Raw genomic sequence first — 20,885 nt, 5'->3', positions numbered from 1 at the left:
TGACCTGCTCCCCGTTGATTAGTACACCCCGATGTTAGTAATGTCTTCATAAGCCACATGAGGACATCCCCATGAAGAAGCGTTTTTCCGACGAACAGATCATCAGTATTCTCCGCGAAGCCGAAGCTGGGGTACCCGCCCGTGAACTCTGCCGCAAGCATGCCATTTCCGATGCCACGTTTTACACCTGGCGTAAGAAGTATGGCAGTATGGAGGTGCCTGAAGTTAAGCGCCTGAAGTCGCTTGAGGAAGAGAACGCCAGACTCAAGAAGCTGCTTGCCGAAGCCATGCTGGATAAAGAGGCGCTTCAGGTGGCTCTTGGGCGAAAGTACTGACGACAGACCAGAAGCGGGAAGCCGTGATGTTGATGTGTGATGCGACCGGTCTGTCGCAACGTCGTGCCTGCAGGCTTACAGGTTTATCCCTGTCGACCTGCCGCTATGAGGCTCACCGTCCGGCTGCTGATGCGCATTTATCAGGGCGCATCACTGAGCTGGCACTGGAGCGCAGGCGTTTTGGCTACCGTCGTATTTGGCAGTTGCTGCGCCGTGAAGGGCTTCATGTTAATCATAAGCGCGTGTACCGGCTTTATCACCTCAGTGGCCTGGGCGTAAAACGCAGAAGACGTCGTAAAGGGCTGGCAACAGAACGTCTGCCGCTGCTCCGTCCGGCGGCGCCCAATCTGACCTGGTCGATGGATTTCGTCATGGACGCACTTTCCACCGGTCGCAGGATCAAGTGTCTTACCTGCGTCGATGATTTCACAAAGGAATGCCTGACGGTCACTGTTGCCTTTGGGATTTCAGGCGTTCAGGTCACGCGTATTCTGGACAGCATTGCACTGTTTCGAGGCTATCCGGCGACGATAAGAACTGACCAGGGGCCGGAGTTCACTTGCCGTGCACTGGATCAATGGGCCTTTGAGCATGGTGTTGAGTTGCGCTTAATCCAGCCGGGCAAGCCAACGCAGAACGGATATATTGAGAGCTTTAACGGACGATTTCGCGATGAATGTTTGAATGAGCACTGGTTCAGCGATATCGTTCATGCCAGGAAAATTATTAATGACTGGCGGCAGGATTATAACGAATGCCGCCCGCACTCCACGCTGAATTATCAGACACCGTCTGAATTTGCAGCGGGCTGGAGAAAGGGTCATTCTGAGAATGAAGATTCCGACGTTACTAACTGAGTGTTGTATCTAATCGTGGGGGCAGGTCAGATGGAGTCCAACGGCATCGATGAAGTACCTGACTACACCGACCCGATTACCTTCAACGCCAAAATCAGCTCGCCTCAGGTTGGCCAGTTTGTCGGCTTAGTTCGCAAACTCGATGCGTTGATGATCTCAATGGACACACTCTGGTTATCTAGCGTGCTTAGCAATAAGCAACGTGTTGATGGCAACTACGCATGGCAACAGCGCATTATCAAACTGGCTCGGCGCATTATTGATATCGAAATTCGAGCACGAAAATCAGCTAAAGCAAAGGGTAAAGAAGCAGAAGTTGAACAAGTGGTGCCTTCAACCGATGACGAAATCACTGAAGAGGAAACAGATACCCCCGCCAACTAGCCAACTGGGCTCCCCTCAACTAGCCCCTCTCTAAGGGGCTCTTCAAAATTTGGTGTTGTGGATTTTGTAACACAGTTTTGGGACAAAAACGTGTCAGCGCCTTTACTAAATTAGAAAGTCCTGAATAACTACAGGTATTGCAAAGTCACGTAATTAAAAGTCCAGTATTGCTTAAGGTTTAGTCTATGAATAAACATTAAATAATGTCTACTTCCACCAGAACCCCAAAGTGATCCGATACAACCGGATAAAAATCGTTATTAAAAATCACCTGATGCTGCTTTACCACCATCGGTTGATTACTAAGAACCAAATCAATGCGTAGCGCTTGGCTATTTTGTTCCCAACCGTCAATATTTTTAATTACAGTAGTTCCGGAGTCTTTTATTTCTGCTATTTCATAACAATCTATCAAACCGCACTGTAATACATAATCATAACCTTCATTGCGTATATGGCTTGGGTTGTTGAAATCGCCTAATAGAAAGCTCAACTCTGTTGATAATGTTGCCTTTATTCTGTTGAACTGGTCCTCAAATGAGCTCTCTGAGTCACTCCACCAGCCGCAATGACAATTATAAAGATTGAAATCACCTCGTTGAGAAGTGACCTTAATACGCACTGCTCGCCTATGTTTCCAAAAGTTCACATCATAGTTATCACTTAGGTCAATGACCTCATGCTCGACAATCGGCAGTCGCGTCAAGAATGCCAGTCCCTCTTGATATACGTCATAACTTTGATGAACGAAATCCCATGTAAGTTGGTAGTGATAGCCGTATTCCATGAGTTTTTTCTGTAATAAATATCCATAGTTATCAGCGAGCACGGTGTGATTAGTTAATATATTGGCATCAACAGCCGGGCTATTTTGATGTTGATTCACTTCCTGTAATGCAACGACATCGCACCCTTGCTCGATAATGGCTTGCGCTACCACATCCAACTTTTCTAGTTGTTTCTCTTCTTGCCAACTATGGGTATTTAGCGTCATTAACTTCATTTATTATTCACTTATTCATTGTAGCGAGTTAAACGCAGCTCAAGGCTGCGTTTCTCGAGGTTATTTTATCTAGGGTAGAGAATGAATTACTCAGGTTGTGCTGAAAACTTCTCAACTAATCTAGATTTAATGACATCCACTCCTGGACCATAAATAACTTGTACTCCCTGTTCTTTAATTACAGCACCAAGTGCTCCTGTCGGCTTCCATAATGCATATTCAGCAACCAACTGCGGGTCATTAACTGTAATGCGCAAGCGAGTCATACAAGCATCAATCTCAGCAATATTGGCACGGCCACCTAAATTCTGAATAATAATGTCCATCTTCTCATCTTCTGACATGGATTCTGAACTTTCATCGAGGTAGTTACCCATACGGCCCGGTGTTGGCAATTTAAATTTGACAATGAGCACACGGAATAATCCATAGTTAACACCAAAGAAAACAATAGAAACCAATGCGAAGCGAACCAAATCACCACCGATTCCCGCTGAAACCATCATAGGTATACGAGTGAGTAACTCAATCAAACCAAAGGCATGTATACGTAGGTCCATCACATCGACCAACGCAAATGCAATCCCTGTTAATACCGCATGCGCAACATACAAAACAGGAGCAATAAACATAAACATGAATTCAATAGGCTCTGTCACACCGGTTAATAACACAGCAAGACACGCAGATAAAAACATTGGCTTGTATTGTGCGCGCTTATCACTATCAACACAGTGATACATCGCAAGTCCAATACCAATCAATGAAGACGCTGCGATAATAACTTGGCCCGCTTTAAAACGTGCTGGATGCACCGTATCTAATAGATGTTGGTAAGTTGTCGGATCGCTTAATTTAAGATTATTTAAATCGCTAACCCAAGCTAGCCATAGTGGATCTTGACCGTAAACACTTGCCCCCGCATTCACCCCTGTTAAAAGCTCATAAGTACCACCCAACTCGGTGTAATTCATTGGAATAGTTAAAGTGTGGTGTAAACCAAATGGCAGTAATAAGCGCTCTAACGTACCATACAAGAAAGGAGCAGTGATCGGCGCAGTGTCTTTAGAGGTTGCAATCCATTGACCAAAATCATTAAGCGCACCTTGAATTAAAGGCCATACGATTGATAAAGCAAACGCAATAATCATCGAATAGAAAATAACAACAAAAGGTACAAAACGCTTACCGTTGAAAAATGCTAATGCCTGAGGTAAGCGAGCGAAGTCATGATAACGGTTAAATAAGTTGGCACCTAAATAGCCAGACATAATACCGATAAACACACCCATATTTAGAGCAGGAGCACCCAAAATATTAGTGAAGAATTGAGAGACAGGTAGCTCAGAACCAAATAGGCTCATCACAACCGCCTCGGGATCACTGAGCATAGCGTTATCCACGCCTAATATAACCCCAGTGATACGGTTAATTAAGATGAAGGCGATCAGCGCGGCAAATGCTCCTCCTGCACGTTCTTTAGCCCATGATCCACCAATAGCGACAGCAAATAATAGGTGAAGATTAACTATGATCCCCCAGCCTATGTTTTCCATAATAGCGCCTAGTGTTTCAATGGCACCAATACCACCGGCATACATTGCGACAACTTTACCGAGTGATATCATGATACCAGCGGCTGGCATCACCGCGATAACAACGATAAGGGATTTCCCAAATCGTTGCCAAAAATCAAAAGATAGTAACTGACTCATAAATGATTCCTTGGTTTAAATGCAGGGTAGCCTTATCAAGGCCCTGCGATAAATATAATTTAGTGCTTTCTTGCAAATATATACGCAGCATAAGGTGGGGCAATTTGCGTCGCTATAAAATCTGAGCGAACGTGTTCATTGTTGATATTCTGATTATCAAGCATTAACTCGCCTAATTGCATGCGGTCGATATCAACGATGCTCTCTTGTGGACTTAAATTGGTAATAATGGTCCATGTCATATCTTGTGCAACACGTTGATAAGCATAGATATTAGGGTCGTTAGGTAGCAGCAATTGATAGCGGCCAACCACTAAACTTACATTTGACTTACGCAGAGCAATCAGCTGCTTATAGAAACTCAAAATCGAATTTGGATCATTCTGTTGTTGCTCAACATTGATATCTGCGTACTGTTGATTGACGGAGAACCAAGGTTGCACCTCAGAAAAACCGGCAAAATCCTGCGCATTCCATTGCATTGGCAAGCGACTGTGGTCGCGAGATACTTGATTTAACAAGGCTAAGATGTCTGCATCGCTTTGACCTTGTTGAGATAGCTTTTGAATTAAATTTCTAGCAGACACATCATTAAATTCATCAAGAGAAGTAAACTGATGATTTACCATACCAATCTCTTGGCCCTGATAAATAAACGGAGTTCCTTTCATCAAGAAATAACAACTCGCTAACGCGGTAGCACTGGCATACCTAGAGGTAGGGTCGGCAAAAGTATCAATGCTACGAGCTTGATCGTGGTTTTCTAAATAAAGCGCATTCCAGCCTTTACCTTCTAATGCATCTTGCCAACGCGATAAAATGCGTTTGAACTCCACTAGATCTAAAGGCACGTTGCTTTTTTCTTCCGACCATAGCTTCATGTGTTCAAACTGAAAAATCATGTTGAAAACACCGCCTTGATCGTGTTCGGTCGCTTCGGCAACCCAAAGTAATGCATTGTCGGCAGTCACCCCATTAGCCTCACCAACTGTCACTATGTTAAAGGGATCAAACGCCTGCTCTTTTAACTCATGCAGATGTTTTTCAATCCCTGCCACATTCATATGATAATCAAACGAAGAGACATACTTTTCACCCTTTGGATTGGGTAAAGAAGGTAAACCTGGTTGTTTCTGAATATGGCTAATTGCATCCACACGGAAGCCATCAATACCACGCTCCAACCACCAATAAATCATTTTAAATAGTGTTTGTTTAACTTCAGGATTTTCCCAATTCAGATCAGGTTGTTTTTTTGAAAATAGGTGCAAGTAGTACTGTGCAGTTTTTTTATCATATTCCCATGCACTGCCATGAAAAATACTTTCCCAGTTGTTTGGGTCGCAAGTCGGTTTTTCAGCGGTAGGCTCACAACCATCACGCCAAATATACCAATCGCGCTTAGGGCTATTTTTGTTATCTCGAGATTCAATGAACCATGGGTGCTCGTCGCTAGTGTGGTTGATCACTAAATCCATAATAATGCGAATGCCACGTTTATGAGCAGCACTGATTAGTTCATCCACATCCTCAAGGGTTCCAAAGTCAGGATGAATCGCTTGATAGTCACTAATATCGTACCCGTTATCATCATTAGGTGATGCATAGAATGGGCAAATCCATATTAAATCAATGCCCAAATCAGCAAGATAATCGAGCTTAGCAATGATGCCATTGATGTCACCAATACCGTCCTGGTTTGTATCATAAAAACTACGGGGATAAATTTGGTAGGCGGTTGCTTTCTTCCACCACGCGAGTGGTTTTGAGTGCATATTAGGAGCGAGTGTCATCGGTTATACTATATGCGTTATCGTTAACACATATAGTTAAGTAGAACCGATTTGGACTCAACACAATTTCAGAGGAATTGTGAGCTTTCTCTCATCTTTATGTCGAATGTGCCTTCAACAGAACTGAAATCGCGCTTGAGCAATTTTTTGACAGCTTGGTAGCCCACTTGATAGTAGTTAAAAGCGACAGTCGTCAGGCTCGGGACTAACAAATCGCTGTAGTCATAGTCACCCATGCCTACAATCCATACGTTATGACCGATCTTGAGTTGCTGTTCTTTGGCGCGACGATATAAACGAATGGCAATATTATCGGTGGCACAAAAGTAGACATGATTAGGCTGTAATTGAACGGCCTGATAGCCAGCTTTGTCCTCCGAGTTGGCTAGGGCTTGTAGTGATAAATTCAACTCAGGGACGGTGTCGGTAATAGTGGCTTGCATCAACTTAGTGCGGCTAGAAAGCATACGCTCATCATAAATATAATGTACGGCAGCCAGCGGTGCCTGCTGCTGTTTTAACTGAGTGATGGTGTGGGAGACGAGGGCTTTAATCGCTGCATGATCGGGGTAATATAAACAGCAATGGTGGGGGGTATTTTTGCCAATAAATACCACATTGTCTAAGGTTCGATAAAAAGTCTCTTCGACACTGTGCTTTGACGCAATAATAATCGTGCCCAATGCATTTAAGCCGTTAAACTCTCTCACAGCTTGGCATTCTGACTCATGGTTAAACCCTGTGGCATGAAACAGCATTCGTACTTGTGATTCATTGGCAGCAGCCAGCGCCCCTTTAATCACTAAACTGGTCGTATATGACTCAATACGAGGCGCGATGAAACCAATAATATTGGATTGGCTACGAATGGAGCGAGCAAATATATTAGGCGTGTAATGACTCTCTTTGACGATGGCATCAATTTTAAGGCGGTTCTCTTCCGAGACATAACCGCCATTAAAGTAACGCGACACAGTCATTGTTGAAATTCCAAGCTGCCTTGAAATCTCAGCCATGGTCATTTTTTTACTCATTACCTATTTCCTTCAATAATGCACTATTGCCATATCTCCAAGTGACTTCAAGATACAGAATTCAGAGTTGAGTCACTTGGGCATAGTATCCAATATATTGGCTAACAACACAGTAAATAAAACTGGGTGGACGTATGAGTGTTTAATTTTCACTCACAAGATTTAGACCTGAACTCAAGACCAGGGAGCGAGCATACCTTGGGAAGGTGCGAACAAGTTCCTGATATGAGATCATCATATTCATCCGGAGCGCATCCCAGAGGGACATCATGAGCCATCAACTCACCTTCGCCGATAGTGAATTCAGCACTAAGCGCCGTCAGACCCGAAAAGAGATTTTCCTCTCCCGCATGGAGCAGATTCTGCCATGGCAGAATATGACCGCTGTCATCGAGCCGTTTTATCCCAAGGCGGGCAATGGCCGACGGCCCTATCCGCTGGAGACCATGCTGCGTATTCACTGCATGCAGCATTGGTACAACCTGAGCGACGGTGCCATGGAAGATGCCCTGTACGAAATCGCCTCCATGCGCCTGTTTGCCCGATTATCCCTGGATAGCGCCCTGCCGGATCGCACCACCATCATGAATTTCCGCCACCTGCTCGAGCAGCATCAACTGGCCCGTCAATTGTTCAAGACCATCAATCGCTGGCTGGCCGAAGCAGGCGTCATGATGACCCAAGGCACTTTGGTGGATGCCACCATCATTGAGGCACCCAGCTCTACCAAGAACAAAGAGCAGCAACGCGATCCGGAGATGCATCAGACCAAGAAAGGCAATCAGTGGCACTTTGGCATGAAGGCCCACATTGGTGTCGATGCCAAGAGTGGCCTGACCCACAGCCTAGTCACCACCGCGGCCAACGAGCATGACCTCAATCAGCTGGGTAATCTGCTGCATGGAGAGGAGCAATTTGTCTCAGCCGATGCCGGCTACCAAGGAGCGCCACAGCGCGAGGAGCTGGCCGAGGTGGATGTGGACTGGCTGATCGCCGAGCGTCCCGGCAGGGTAAAAACCTTGAAGCAGCATCCGCGCAAGAACAAAACGGCCATCAACATCGAATACATGAAAGCCAGCATCCGTGCCAGGGTGGAGCACCCGTTTCGCATCATCAAGCGGCAGTTCGGCTTCGTGAAAGCCAGATACAAGGGGCTGCTGAAAAACGATAACCAACTGGCGATGTTATTCACCCTGGCCAACCTGTTTCGGGTGGACCAAATGATACGTCAGTGGGAGAGATCTCAGTAAAAACCGGAAATAACGCCAGAAATGGTGGAAAAAATAGCCTAAATAGGCTGATTCGATGTGTTTGCGGGAAAAAAATCGGCCCAGATCCGCGAAATTTTAATCAGCGAGTCAGCTTGGGAAGAAATGACCTGCTTATTCGCACCTTCCTTAGTTTGTCCACTCCGTTTCAGAAGCTTAAATGGCCTTGTAATTATACATCGCGTTTTCAGGATAAATACATGAAAATAACACCATGATAATCATGACTGCTGCATCGCGCTCACGTTATTACTTCTTTTGAATGTAAGCATCCGGCTTAACAAAACTATTTGCTTATATAGAATTTCCAGAGAACGTTCAAGTATGATCTAGGCCAGTTTCGGCTCCTCGCTCATGGCAGGCTTTAGGGCGTTTCAGGCGGTCCGCTTAGTGCCAGAAGCGGATATTAAGAACATGATGGAGTTCAAAATAGCAGTCATCACCCCAATCTTACCTGATGCCTCTTGATGCTACTCAATCCCCATGGTCAACTTATTAAATTCACCTGGATCCAGTACCCGAGCATCAAGTGTTATGAACACCTCGTTGTAAATGCATCCAGACTTTTCAACGTTGTCTTTCCCGTCCACCCTCAATAGAAGACCCAATTTCCGATCAATAAACGTTCTAACCTTGGCACGTTCATCAACAGAGAGGACATAGAATCCGCTACCCAACATTCCCGTGGTGCGTTCGTCGATGGTTGTTCCTATTGCACCAGAAAGAAGAATATTAGTGCCGTAGGCTTTAAATAAACAGTCGGTCCATCCAGCGTTGATAGTCGAATCCTTACACATCTTGGATTTCTTAAACTGCTGATATATTAGAAGCCCCTCCTTATCCAGCTTTTCGCACTGATCAGCGATACCTTTGCCTGGATAGATGGCGCAGGATAGAAGTAGAGTTGTACTGAGTAGACGCCATCTCATTTATAGGCACCACCGTGGTTAAGGTTGCGTGAGTAGTCTCAACCATAACATCGTTCGGCAAAAGTGTTGTGGTAAAAACCTTATCTTTCCTCAATTCGTACATCCGTTTGTCAAATTTCCCCTCTTCGCTCACAGCGGACACTCAGGTTTAACAGTCCAGTACGTTTAGCTTACGGATAAATCATTTTATGATGGCGTGGAGAACGGGGGATTCTGAAAAGGTAAGAAGTGAAAGGGAAAAAAGAGCTTGTTGCAGGTGGACGGACTGGTGAAGATCCCCATGTGAATGGTGGAGAGTGTATGCTGCCAAGTTTCCCCGCTTGCTATTGGGGATTTCCCCACCTTATTCCCCGCGACAAAATCACGTTAAGGACAGCGGATTAAGGCAGAATGATAATTCCCCGTTTCCCCCGTGTTTTCTACTTCATTATGAATGATCTGAGAGAAAGGAACCGTAGAGGACCGTAGAGAGACCGTAGCTGTGAGGTAAGAAAAAAATACATCAGAAGATGTTGAGGTGTCTAAAAGTAACGAACATCTGCGAAAATGGCGAGAAATCCAGCAAACAAATAACGTGTTGCAACGACCAGAAATCTACCGTAGCCAGAAAAGAAAAAAGCCCCGCTTTGCAGCGAGGCCTTATGAATATTGGTGCCCGGACTCGGAATCGAACCAAGGACACGGGGATTTTCAATCCCCTGCTCTACCGACTGAGCTATCCGGGCAACGGGGCGCATTAAACCGTATTCACGTCTGTCAGTCAATCAAATTTCTGGAAACATTGTTCAACCGCTTAATATTGCGGCAATCTGCATGGTTATGCCTGAAGTTTGCACAAATCTATCCGGCAGAGGCGACGAAAACAGGTAATGCTCGCTTAGGTCAGCGCACCGCCCATTCGGCACTGGGCAAAGCGCAGGATATCTTCAGCCAGGCGGTGTGCCGTTTCGACATCAGCATGGCTACGATTAACCAGCATGCGGCTCAGGCAGCCTTCCAGCACCAGTTCCATCTGTTTGGCGACCATTGCCGGGTCGTCAACTTCCAGCGTAGTCAGCAGCTCATGGGTGAAGTCATGTGCCGCCTTTTTTTGCTGATCGGCTAACTGATGGATCGGATGCCCGGGATCGGGGTAAAACGTACAGGCGGCGATGAACAGACAGCCGGGATAGCGATTATTGCTCACGCATTCGGACAGCGCAGTGTAGCGCGCCAGTAATTTCTGCTCAGCGCTCAGCGTGTCATCCAGCAAAAGCTGACGCCGCCAGATATCCACCCGCTGGCTGAGGTAGCGTAGCGCATCGTACAGAATGGCCTCTTTATCGGGCCAAAAGCGCTGCAGTTCATCCAGAGGATAATCGATGCGTTCGGCCACCATTTCCAGCGTGGTATTGGCTATCCCTTGCACCTCAAGTAATTTCAGGGCTTCTCCCAGGACATCTTCACGTTGCACGGTATTCTCCTCCGTATTTCCTGTTGCAAGTGTCGCTCACGGTTGGCGATCGCGCAAATGTGCGCTGAAGGTCGCGGCATCCATAAAGCCCGTAACCCGAGCTTCCGGGTGCTCTTTCCCCTCGGCATCAAAGAACAAGATAGTCGGCAAACCTAAAACCTGTAGATGTTTCAGGAGAGCGACATCCTGGGCATTGTTTGCTGTCACATCTGCCTGCAATAGCACCGTGTTGCCTAGCGCTTGCTGAACCTGCGGATTACTGAACGTGTACTTTTCAAATTCCTTACAGGCTACACACCAGTCGGCATACAGATCCAGCATGACTGGCCTGCCTTTAGCTTGCGCCAGTGCTTGATTTAACGCATCTACCGATGCCACCGGCGTGAAGTTAAGATGTGCCTGGGTTTGAGCATGTGGTGCGCCGAACGCCCAGTCTTGCAATGGACGCACGCTTACCAGTGCTGCGGCTAACAGGACAATCTGCACGATACGCATCCAGGCGTGCTTTGCCTGTAGGCTGGTGATGAACGCCCAGCCAAAGAACGCGACGGCTAGCAGTGACCATAAGCGAACGCCCCACTCGTCGCCAACGATACGTTCGAGTAAGAAGACGGGAAGCGCCAGAATGACAAAGCCAAAAGCGGTTTTGACATGTTCCATCCATGGGCCACTTTTAGGCAGCAGGCGGTTGCCAAATACGGTAATCAGCATCAGGGGGAATCCCATCCCCAAAGCATACAGATACAGTGTGCCGCCTCCCAGCCATATGTTCCCGCTCTGAGCGATATACAGCAAAATCGCGCTTAGCGGGGCCGTTGTGCAAGGAGAACAGATGAGGCCAGCAATCGCCCCCATCGCAAAGACGCTGCCGGGAGATCCGCCTTGCTGGCGGTTACTCATTAGCGTGAGACGCGTTTGCAGTGATGAAGGCAATTGCAGCGTGAACAGGCCAAACATCGACAGAGCCAGCAGCGTAAAGATGACGGCAAGGCCAATCAGGACGTAGGGATGCTGAAGCGCGGCCTGGAACTGCAAACCGGCGGCTGCAACAACCAAACCCAGCGCGGTATAGGTGAGCGCCATCCCTTGAACGTAGATAAACGTCAGCAGCAATGCCCGTCCGGTTGATAAGCGTTGCTTGCCACCCAGTACGATACCGGAAATCAGCGGATACATCGGCAGTACGCAAGGCGTAAATGCGATACCAATTCCGATCAGCAATGCCCACAGCGCGGAGAAGGGGAGTTGGGCCGTGGGCTGCGGTTTCTCTTGCGGATCTGCAGTGGCTGGGGCTGGCGCAGGGGCCGCCGCAGAACCGGCAGACACTTCACTTAATGGCACCGTTTTTGTTTCTGGCGGATAGCAAAATCCGGCGTCGGCGCAGCCCTGGTATGTGATCGTTAATGTTGCGCCAGACTTAGCCTGATTGACCGTGATCGGGACAGTCAGCTGTTTACGGTAAATCTCACTTTTGCCGTAAAACTCATCTTCATGCCAGACGCCTGGCGGTAGTTTTACCTCAGCAATATCGGCCTGAGATGGCGCAATGCTTATCTGTTTGCGATACAGATAGTAGCCATCTTTAACCTGCCATGTGAGGTTCAGATCGTGTTGGTTTTGCTGAAAATCAAAAACAAACGCCCGATCGGCAGGAACAAACTGCGAGCGGCCAGGCGCGTCAAATAATCCGGCAAAGGTAGATGTGCTGCACAGCAGCAGGATCAGCGTAAGGATGCGTTGAGCCATGAGCGGTAATCAAAGTCTCCGTGAGTGACGGGTAAAACCAGAAGTTCAGGCGTTTGATACGGATGATGTGACTTCAGGCAATCGAGAAGGGCTTGCTGGTGTGTGACGGTGGTTTTTAAAATCATCTGGACTTCATATTCCTGTTCCAGTTTGCCTTCCCAATAGTAGAGGGAGGTCGCACCGGGTAGCAGGGTCACGCAGGCAGCCAGTTTTTCCGCCAGCACTTTGGCGGCGAGATCCTGGGCGGTTGCTTCATCCGGGGCGGTACAGAGCACCACAACGGTATCGGGGATGGAAATATCCTGACTCTTTACATCAAGCATAAACACCTCGAAAGAACAGAGTAACCAGCAAAAGAATGGTCACTATACAACGGACGAGGGAAGGATGTTAGTTAAAGCGGGGTGGGGAGGAGGAACTGCAGGGCGCCCAGGCACCCTGCAGGAAAAACTTACAGCATGAAGCTGCCCAGCAAGAAGCCGAAGCAGACAGCCAGAACCACACCCAGAGTACCCGGGATGAAGAACGGATGGTTAAAGACGAATTTACCGATGCGAGTTGTACCGGTGTCATCCATCTGAACTGCCGCAACCAGAGTTGGGTAGGTTGGCAGAATGAACAGGCCAGAAACCGCGGCGAAAGACGCAACAGCAGTCAGTGGGGAAACGTTCAGAGCCAGAGCCATCGGCATCAGTGCTTTAGCGGTTGCAGCCTGAGAGTACAGCAGTGCAGAAGCAAAGAAGAAGATGACAGCCAGCAGCCACGGATGACCCTGAATTACGCTACCTGCAGTATCTTTGATCCAGTCAATGTTGTGAGATACGAAGGTATCACCCAGCCATGCAACACCCAGGATACAAATACAGGCGCTCATACCGGCTTTGAAAGTGCTGGAGTTCAGGATGGAGTCAGTTTCAACGCGGCAGATGATCGTGGTCAGCGTCGCGATGCTCAGCATGATGATCAGGATTGCGTTGGTGGTGTTCATCAGCGGTTTAGCGACCAGACCGAGGCTTGGGCTGTTGACGATCGCATATACGACGACACAAACCACGCCCAGCAGGAACAACCAAACAGAAGTTTTTGCGCCAGCTTTGATTTCAACTTGTCTTTCACCACGCAGTTCAACCAGGCCTTCTTCCAGACGCTTACGATAAATCGGGTCGTCAGACAGTTTGGAGTTGAACAGTGCAGTTACCAGGAAGGACATGACCAGAACAGCCAGCAGGGTGGACGGAATGACCACGGACAGCAGGTGAATGTAGCTGATGCCATGACCTTCCATTACAGAGGACATGTAAACCACGGCTGCGGAGATTGGAGACGCCGTAATCGCAATCTGTGCAGAAACCACTGCAGTAGAGAGCGGGCGGCAAGGTTTGATCCCTTGTTCTTTCGCAACTTCGGCGATAACTGGCAGCGTTGCCAGAGAGATGTTGCCGGTACCTGCGAAGATGGTCAGGAAATAGGTCACGATAGGTGCAAGGATCGTGATGTATTTCGGGTTTTTACGCAGCAGTTTTTCAGTTTGATGAACCAGATAGTCCAGACCACCTGCAATCTGCATAGCTGAAATGGCAGCGATAACCGCCATGATGATGGAAATAACATCGAACGGGATATTACCGGGTTTTACGCCGATAGCGGCGAGAACCAGAACACCCAGCCCACCTGCAAATCCAATACCGATACCCCCAAGTCTGGCACCTAAAAAGATTGCCAGCAAAACGATGATAAGTTCTAAAACTATCATATTAGCCTTCCTTGTTGTTTAACAAGTTGATATTAAATTGTTGTTTTTAAGTAACTTCGAGTAAGAAAAAAGGCACGTCATCATGACGTGCCTTCTCCGGTACTACCCTACACGATTACTGTTCGCTTTCATCAGTATAACGTTTTGCTTTATAAGCAGGGTGCATCAGGTTCTGTGCAGAGAAGATATCGTCCAGTTCAGACTCGGTCAACAGACCGCGCTCCAGGACAACTTCACGTACGCTCTTACCGGTTTCGGCACAAATTTTACCGACGATGTCGCCGTTGTGGTGACCAATGAACGGGTTGAGGTAAGTAACGATGCCGATGGAGTTGAATACAAACGCTTCACAGACTTCTTTGTTAGCAGTGATACCACTAACGCATTTTTCCAGCAGGTTGTAGCAAGCGTTGCTCAGAATGTGAATGGATTCAAACATTGCCTGACCAATGACCGGCTCCATTACGTTCAGCTGCAGCTGACCAGCTTCAGATGCCATGGTTACAGTGATGTCGTTACCAATGACTTTGAAGCACACCTGGTTTACGACTTCCGGAACAACCGGGTTCACTTTAGCTGGCATGATAGAAGAACCAGCCTGCAGTTCCGGCAGGTTGATCTCGTTCAGACCTGCACGCGGACCAGAGGAGAGCAAACGCAGGTCGTTACAGATTTTGGACATCTTCACAGCCAGACGTTTCAGTGCGCCGTGCACCATAACGTATGCGCCACAGTCAGAAGTTGCTTCAATCAGGTCTTCTGCCGGAACACAGGCGAAGCCGGTGACTTCAGCCAGTTTCTGTACTGCCAGCGGAGAGTACTCTTTCGGCGTGTTCAGACCAGTACCGATTGCTGTCGCGCCGAGGTTAACTTCCAGCAGCAGCTCAGCGGTACGGCTAATGTTTTTCACTTCTTCTTTCAACAGTACGCTAAAAGCATGGAATTCCTGACCGAGGGTCATCGGTACAGCATCCTGCAGCTGGGTACGACCCATTTTCAGGATGTCCTGGAATTCAACAGCTTTTTTCTCGAAGCCTTCGCGCAGCTGGTTCAGTGCATCAACCAGTTTGATGATGGATGCGTATACAGCGATACGGAAGCCAGTTGGGTATGCGTCGTTGGTAGACTGACATTTGTTAACGTGGTCGTTCGGGTTCAGGTACTGATATTCACCTTTCTGGTGACCCATCAGTTCCAGACCGATATTGGCCAGAACTTCGTTGGTGTTCATGTTGACGGAGGTACCCGCACCACCCTGGTAAACGTCTACCGGGAACTGATCCATGCATTTTCCGTTATTCAGGACTTCATCACACGCCGCGATGATGGCATTTGCCACACTCTTAGGAATGGTTTGCAGCTCTTTGTTGGCCATAGCCGCTGCCTTTTTAACCATTACCATACCGCGAACAAATTCAGGAATATCGCTGATTTTGTTGTTGCTAATGTAGAAGTTTTCAATCGCTCTCAGAGTGTGGACACCGTAGTAGGCGTCCGCTGGAACTTCCCTGGTACCCAACAAGTCTTCTTCGATACGAATGTTGTTTAACATGTGAACCTTCTTTTTCAAGCTGCCAATGATTTGACTAAACACACAGGATATATGTGATTTCGATTGTTTCTCGACCGACGATTATCCCCTGCATCGGTCTGATACCCGAGATCATATGCTGGTTCAGGATTTCTACCGTAATCTGGATCACTTAAAGCGTGGAATTTACCCCTTATTTATTATTCTGTGAAATGGATCACCCCTTTGTGATTAACCCTAAATATTAGTGTACAAGCCACTTGAAATTTTGCTAACCACCACAATATCAAATCGATGCGATTAACATAATTTTTCGAACAGAAGTTGAACAAAACGGCTGTTATTAACAGGAGATCCCTTTGCGCTGGATACCATTACTTGCCATTTTTCTCTATGTTTACATAGAGATATCTATTTTCATTCAGGTTGCCCATGTGATGGGCGTCCTGATGACGCTGATTTTGGTTATTTTTACATCGGTTATCGGTATGTCTCTGGTTCGTAATCAGGGATTTAAGAACTTTTTACTGATGCAACAGAAAATGGCGGCAGGTGAAAGTCCAGCTGCAGAAATGATCAAAAGCGTATCGCTGATTATTGCCGGTCTGCTGTTGGTGCTGCCCGGATTTTTCACCGATTTCCTCGGTCTTCTTCTTTTATTACCCCCGGTGCAAAAACATCTGACGATGAAACTGCTGCCACATTTGCGTTTTTCGCGTATGCCTGGCGGTGGTTTTAGCGCCGGAACGGGCGGCGGTGAGACTTTTGATGGTGAATTTCAGCGCAAGGATGACAAGCGCGACAGCATCGAACATAAAGACGATCGCCGGGATTAAGCATCAGTATGTAGGCCGGATAAGCGTTAGCGCCATCCGGCAAAAGTGTTTATAGGCCGGATGATGGCGTCAACGTTGCCTTATCTGGCCTGCGGGGTAAAAACAGCCACAGTCCTGCCAGCATAATCAACGCGTACAGACTCTTCCAGCCGACCATCGCCAGTAGCAGTAGACACAGCAGACCACCAATGACCGCCAGTGCGCGATAATGCCCTTTCAGTAATCGACACCCCGCCAACATGCACAACAAATAAATCATAATAAAGATGCCGTTGGCGTAGACGATTAACGCATCGAGATTGATTTGCAGCATATAGATGCACAGAGTACTGACTACGCAGCAGCACAATACGGCGTTAAGCGCATTGCGCGGAAGGTGGCGGGGGGACAGACGAGCCAGATAACTCTCCGGCTTATACTGCGCTTGCGACCAGACCAGCCGGGCGAAGCTTTGTATATAAATGTTGAGGCTGGCAAAACAGGCCAGATAACCAATGATGCAGGCGACCCACAGAGCTTGTACGCCAAACAGTTGCACGACGATCTCTGGCAGCGACGCTGCGGCCGCCATTTGCTCGCCGTAGGCACCAAAATGGAGAACGACAACGGTGCATGCCCAATAAACAGACCCCGCCAACAGCAGGCCGATCATCAGTGCGCGTGGGAAGTCTCGCTCCGGATTTTTGAATTCAGACGCCAGGTGAGCAAACGCTTCAAGGCCGACAAAGCACCAGAACATGACCGACAACGCGGCGAACAGGCCGGGAAGCTCAATATCGGTAATCGCAGGGAAGGGGATTTCGCCAGGTGTCAGATCGCCCGCCCACCAGATAGCAACAATCAGGGCAACAATCAGCCCGGCAATGACCGTTTGTAGATTCGCGCTGGAGCTTGCGCCGCGGGAGCCGATGTACCAAACCAATGCCAGCGTACCGAGCTCAGCCAGCAAAAGCTGCTCGTCATGCCAGCCAAACATCGCCTGACCGAATCCGGCGGCGATATGCAATGCCGCAGGCAAGCCGACAGGAATGACCGACAAAAATAACCATCCGGTGACGCGCTCCAGGCGCGAACCAAAGGCCATGCCGACAAAATGCGCCACACCGCCTGCGCTGGGAAAATGACGACCCAGTACGGCGAAGACAATCGCTACGGGAAAGACCAAAACAATCAGCGTCGGCCATGCCCACAGGCTGTTGTTGCCCGCAACCAGTGCGGCCAGCGCGGGGACGGCAAAAACGCCTGTACCCAACAATGATGTCGACAACAGGCCAACGCCCTGAGCCAGTCCCAGCTCTTGTTTCAGTCCGCTCATAAGTTGTTATCCGGTTATGCCCATTGACCGGGCTACAGCGCAGATTTTTGATGGTATCACAATCAGATTTGCTTATGACGACGTGACTGAAATCGTTATGAAATGTGAGGTGCGTCGGCGTTTTGACGGGATTTTCTGCTGATAAAAAATTTTTTTCGCTTGCCCCCTTGAAGGCACAAAACCCCATCCCCATCTCTCTGGTCACTAGCCGGGAAACCGTTTACGGGCCGGCGTCACCCATAACTGATAAAGACTTTCTCAAAGGAGAGCTATCAATGAGTATTCGTCCGTTACATGATCGTGTGATCGTCAAACGTAAAGAAGTTGAATCCAAATCTGCTGGCGGCATCGTACTGACTGGTTCTGCAGCAGGTAAATCAACTCGTGGCGAAATCATCGCTGTCGGTAAGGGTCGCATCCTGGACAACGGTACCGTACAGCCGCTGGACGTGAAAGTCGGCGATATCGTTATTTTCAACGATGGCTACGGTGTTAAATCTGAGAAGATCGACAATGAAGAAGTGTTGATCATGTCTGAAAGCGACATCCTGGCGATTGTTGAAGCCTAATCCGCGAACGACACTGAACATACGAATTTAAGGGAAAGAGAAAATGGCAGCTAAAGACGTAAAATTCGGTAACGACGCTCGTGTGAAAATGCTGCGCGGCGTAAACGTACTGGCAGATGCAGTGAAAGTTACCCTCGGTCCAAAAGGCCGTAACGTAGTTCTGGATAAATCTTTCGGTGCACCGACCATCACTAAAGATGGTGTTTCCGTAGCACGTGAAATCGAACTGGAAGACAAGTTCGAAAACATGGGTGCGCAGATGGTGAAAGAAGTTGCCTCTAAAGCGAACGACGCTGCAGGTGACGGTACCACCACCGCAACCGTACTGGCTCAGTCCATCATCACTGAAGGTCTGAAAGCCGTTGCTGCGGGCATGAACCCGATGGATCTGAAACGTGGTATCGACAAAGCTGTCGCTGCTGCTGTTGAAGAACTGAAAGCATTGTCCGTACCGTGCTCCGACTCTAAAGCTATTGCTCAGGTTGGTACCATCTCCGCTAACTCCGACGAAACCGTAGGTAAACTGATCGCTGAAGCGATGGACAAAGTCGGTAAAGAAGGCGTGATCACCGTTGAAGACGGTACCGGTCTGCAGGACGAACTGGACGTGGTTGAAGGTATGCAGTTCGACCGTGGCTACCTGTCTCCTTACTTCATCAACAAGCCGGAAACTGGCGCAGTAGAACTGGAAAGCCCGTTCATCCTGCTGGCTGACAAGAAAATCTCCAACATCCGCGAAATGCTGCCGGTTCTGGAAGCTGTAGCGAAAGCAGGCAAACCGCTGCTGATCATCGCTGAAGATGTTGAAGGCGAAGCGCTGGCAACTCTGGTTGTTAACACCATGCGCGGTATCGTGAAAGTCGCTGCAGTTAAAGCACCAGGCTTCGGCGATCGTCGTAAAGCAATGCTGCAGGATATCGCTACCCTGACCGGTGGTACCGTTATCTCTGAAGAGATCGGTATGGAGCTGGAAAAAGCAACTCTGGAAGATCTGGGTCAGGCGAAACGCGTTGTTATCAACAAAGATACCACCACCATCATTGATGGCGTGGGCGACGAAGCTGCAATCCAGGGTCGCGTGACTCAGATTCGTCAGCAGATCGAAGAAGCAACTTCCGACTATGACCGTGAAAAACTGCAGGAGCGCGTAGCGAAACTGGCAGGCGGCGTTGCGGTTATCAAAGTTGGTGCTGCGACTGAAGTTGAAATGAAAGAGAAGAAAGCCCGCGTTGAAGATGCCCTGCACGCTACCCGTGCTGCGGTAGAAGAAGGCGTGGTTGCTGGTGGTGGTGTTGCGCTGATTCGCGTAGCGTCTAAAATTGCCGGCCTGAAAGGTCAGAACGAAGACCAGAACGTAGGTATCAAAGTTGCGCTGCGCGCAATGGAATCCCCACTGCGTCAAATCGTACTGAACTGCGGCGAAGAGCCGTCTGTAGTGGCTAACACCGTGAAAGCTGGTGACGGTAACTACGGTTACAACGCTGCAACTGAAGAATACGGCAACATGATCGACATGGGTATCCTGGATCCAACCAAAGTAACTCGTTCTGCTCTGCAGTACGCGGCTTCTGTTGCGGGTCTGATGATCACCACCGAGTGCATGGTTACCGACCTGCCGAAAGGCGATGCGCCTGACTTAGGTGCTGCCGGTATGGGTGGCATGGGTGGTATGGGCGGCATGATGTAATTGCCCACACCCTGCATCCTTCAGGCCGCAGATGCGTTGGCTGCGTTTGCTAACCCCAGTCACTTACTTGAGTAAGCTCCTGGGGATTAACAAACTGGCCGCCTTCCTGCAACCAGAATGATTTGGGTGCTCATCTCCCAGAATTGAGAAACCCTCGGGCAGAAATGTCCGGGGGTTTTTCTTTTGGTCATCTTTTTAGTATATGATTCAGCTACGGACAAAACGTCCAACTAATTGATTATGGGGAATGACATGCACGTGAAATATTTAGCAGGGATCGTTGGTGCCGCGCTACTGATGGCGGGTTGTAGCTCCAGCAACGAACTGAGTTCTGCCGGGCAAAGCGTACGTTTTGTTGAAGACAAGCCTGGTGCAGAGTGCCAATTGATAGGCACCGCAACCGGTAAGCAAAGCAACTGGCTTTCAGGCCAGCACGGCGAAGAGGGCGGCTCAATGCGTGGCGCAGCAAACGATCTGCGTAACCAGGCTGCGGCAATGGGCGGTAACGTGATTTATGGCGTCAGCAGCCCATCGCAGGGAATGCTGTCCAGCTTTGTTCCTACCGCCAGTGAGATGATTGGTCAGGTTTATAAGTGCCCTAACTGATTACACTTCATCCTTCAAGCTGCCTCTTTGTTGACTGCGCTATGAAACCCCAGTCACATAGTTATCTATGC

At 48.4% G+C, this 20,885-nt stretch carries 18 protein-coding genes and 1 tRNA gene; 7 read left to right on the top strand and 12 right to left on the bottom strand.

Annotated elements, in window-relative coordinates; translation table 11 throughout:
* Window positions 1-71 precede the first annotated feature (71 nt).
* Both OGY06_RS23175 and OGY06_RS23170 read left to right on the top strand, forming a co-directional pair.
* A protein-coding gene (locus tag OGY06_RS23175; RefSeq protein ID WP_103015411.1) for an IS3-like element ISSen4 family transposase occupies window positions 72-1,192 on the top strand; the annotation gives its coding sequence in 2 pieces (ribosomal slippage) (window positions 72-330 and window positions 330-1,192; 1,122 coding nt in all).
* Window positions 1,193-1,222: 30 nt separating this feature from the next.
* Window positions 1,223-1,576 (top strand): hypothetical protein, encoded by a 354-nt coding sequence (locus tag OGY06_RS23170; RefSeq protein WP_045332113.1) that lies wholly within the window; start codon window positions 1,223-1,225, stop codon window positions 1,574-1,576.
* Window positions 1,577-1,772: 196 nt separating this feature from the next.
* Here OGY06_RS23170 and OGY06_RS23165 read toward each other — a convergent pair whose 3' ends face one another.
* From OGY06_RS23165 to OGY06_RS23150, 4 genes are all read right to left on the bottom strand, one after another.
* Window positions 1,773-2,579, bottom strand: a complete 807-nt coding sequence (locus OGY06_RS23165) for an endonuclease/exonuclease/phosphatase family protein (RefSeq protein ID WP_045332110.1) — start codon at window positions 2,577-2,579, stop codon at window positions 1,773-1,775.
* An 86-nt stretch (window positions 2,580-2,665) separates the two neighbouring features.
* Complete coding sequence (locus OGY06_RS23160) at window positions 2,666-4,294, bottom strand: PTS transporter subunit IIBC (RefSeq protein ID WP_045332109.1); 1,629 nt, start codon at window positions 4,292-4,294, stop codon at window positions 2,666-2,668.
* A 59-nt stretch (window positions 4,295-4,353) separates the two neighbouring features.
* Window positions 4,354-6,087 (bottom strand): glycoside hydrolase family 13 protein, encoded by a 1,734-nt coding sequence (locus OGY06_RS23155; protein ID WP_045332107.1) that lies wholly within the window; start codon window positions 6,085-6,087, stop codon window positions 4,354-4,356.
* A gap of 68 nt (window positions 6,088-6,155) precedes the next feature.
* Window positions 6,156-7,121, bottom strand: coding sequence for a LacI family DNA-binding transcriptional regulator (locus OGY06_RS23150; RefSeq protein WP_045332106.1), 966 nt, complete (start codon window positions 7,119-7,121; stop codon window positions 6,156-6,158).
* A 269-nt stretch (window positions 7,122-7,390) separates the two neighbouring features.
* Here OGY06_RS23150 and OGY06_RS23145 point away from each other — a divergent pair, with 269 nt between their 5' ends.
* Window positions 7,391-8,371 (top strand): IS5-like element ISKpn26 family transposase, encoded by a 981-nt coding sequence (locus OGY06_RS23145; protein WP_000019450.1) that lies wholly within the window; start codon window positions 7,391-7,393, stop codon window positions 8,369-8,371.
* Between the two features lie 488 nt (window positions 8,372-8,859).
* Here OGY06_RS23145 and OGY06_RS23140 read toward each other — a convergent pair whose 3' ends face one another.
* The 7 genes from OGY06_RS23140 to aspA form a co-directional block, all read right to left on the bottom strand.
* A complete protein-coding gene (locus OGY06_RS23140) occupies window positions 8,860-9,318 on the bottom strand; it encodes a hypothetical protein (protein WP_045268678.1) in 459 nt (152 codons plus the stop codon).
* A 649-nt stretch (window positions 9,319-9,967) separates the two neighbouring features.
* A tRNA-Phe gene (locus OGY06_RS23135) sits at window positions 9,968-10,043 on the bottom strand.
* Between the two features lie 152 nt (window positions 10,044-10,195).
* On the bottom strand, window positions 10,196-10,771 hold the full coding sequence (locus OGY06_RS23130) for a transcriptional regulator (protein ID WP_008785982.1): 576 nt from the start codon (window positions 10,769-10,771) through the stop codon (window positions 10,196-10,198).
* A 36-nt stretch (window positions 10,772-10,807) separates the two neighbouring features.
* Entirely contained in the window at window positions 10,808-12,517 is a 1,710-nt protein-coding gene (locus tag OGY06_RS23125) for a protein-disulfide reductase DsbD (RefSeq protein ID WP_286586911.1), read from the bottom strand.
* Entirely contained in the window at window positions 12,493-12,840 is a 348-nt protein-coding gene (cutA, locus tag OGY06_RS23120) for a divalent cation tolerance protein CutA (protein ID WP_003025447.1), read from the bottom strand. The genes OGY06_RS23125 and cutA overlap by 25 nt, the downstream gene beginning before the upstream one ends.
* A gap of 128 nt (window positions 12,841-12,968) precedes the next feature.
* Entirely contained in the window at window positions 12,969-14,270 is a 1,302-nt protein-coding gene (dcuA, locus tag OGY06_RS23115; RefSeq protein ID WP_003830670.1) for an anaerobic C4-dicarboxylate transporter DcuA, read from the bottom strand.
* A gap of 115 nt (window positions 14,271-14,385) precedes the next feature.
* The gene (aspA, locus tag OGY06_RS23110; RefSeq protein WP_003830668.1) at window positions 14,386-15,822 is read right to left on the bottom strand and encodes an aspartate ammonia-lyase; all 1,437 of its coding nucleotides are present in this window, start codon (window positions 15,820-15,822) and stop codon (window positions 14,386-14,388) included.
* Window positions 15,823-16,160: 338 nt separating this feature from the next.
* On the opposite strand from aspA, the gene OGY06_RS23105 reads away from it, so the two are divergent.
* On the top strand, window positions 16,161-16,637 hold the full coding sequence (locus OGY06_RS23105; protein ID WP_003025457.1) for an FxsA family protein: 477 nt from the start codon (window positions 16,161-16,163) through the stop codon (window positions 16,635-16,637).
* Between the two features lie 49 nt (window positions 16,638-16,686).
* Here OGY06_RS23105 and yjeH read toward each other — a convergent pair whose 3' ends face one another.
* Window positions 16,687-17,952 (bottom strand): L-methionine/branched-chain amino acid transporter, encoded by a 1,266-nt coding sequence (gene yjeH / locus OGY06_RS23100; RefSeq protein ID WP_164563208.1) that lies wholly within the window; start codon window positions 17,950-17,952, stop codon window positions 16,687-16,689.
* Window positions 17,953-18,227: 275 nt separating this feature from the next.
* Between yjeH and OGY06_RS23095 the strand changes: the two genes are divergently transcribed.
* The 3 genes from OGY06_RS23095 (at window position 18,228) to OGY06_RS23085 (ending at window position 20,814) form a co-directional block, all read left to right on the top strand.
* On the top strand, window positions 18,228-18,521 hold the full coding sequence (locus OGY06_RS23095; protein ID WP_000027827.1) for a co-chaperone GroES: 294 nt from the start codon (window positions 18,228-18,230) through the stop codon (window positions 18,519-18,521).
* A gap of 43 nt (window positions 18,522-18,564) precedes the next feature.
* A complete protein-coding gene (gene groL / locus OGY06_RS23090; protein ID WP_003830576.1) occupies window positions 18,565-20,208 on the top strand; it encodes a chaperonin GroEL in 1,644 nt (547 codons plus the stop codon).
* Between the two features lie 252 nt (window positions 20,209-20,460).
* Window positions 20,461-20,814, top strand: a complete 354-nt coding sequence (locus tag OGY06_RS23085) for a DUF4156 domain-containing protein (protein ID WP_003025468.1) — start codon at window positions 20,461-20,463, stop codon at window positions 20,812-20,814.
* Window positions 20,815-20,885: the final 71 nt, after the last annotated feature.

Source organism: Citrobacter sp. Cpo147 (assembly GCF_030332405.1).
GTDB lineage: Bacteria > Pseudomonadota > Gammaproteobacteria > Enterobacterales > Enterobacteriaceae > Citrobacter > Citrobacter portucalensis.
Note: the sequence above shows the minus strand (reverse complement) of the source record. Positions and strands in the feature narration are given on the sequence as shown.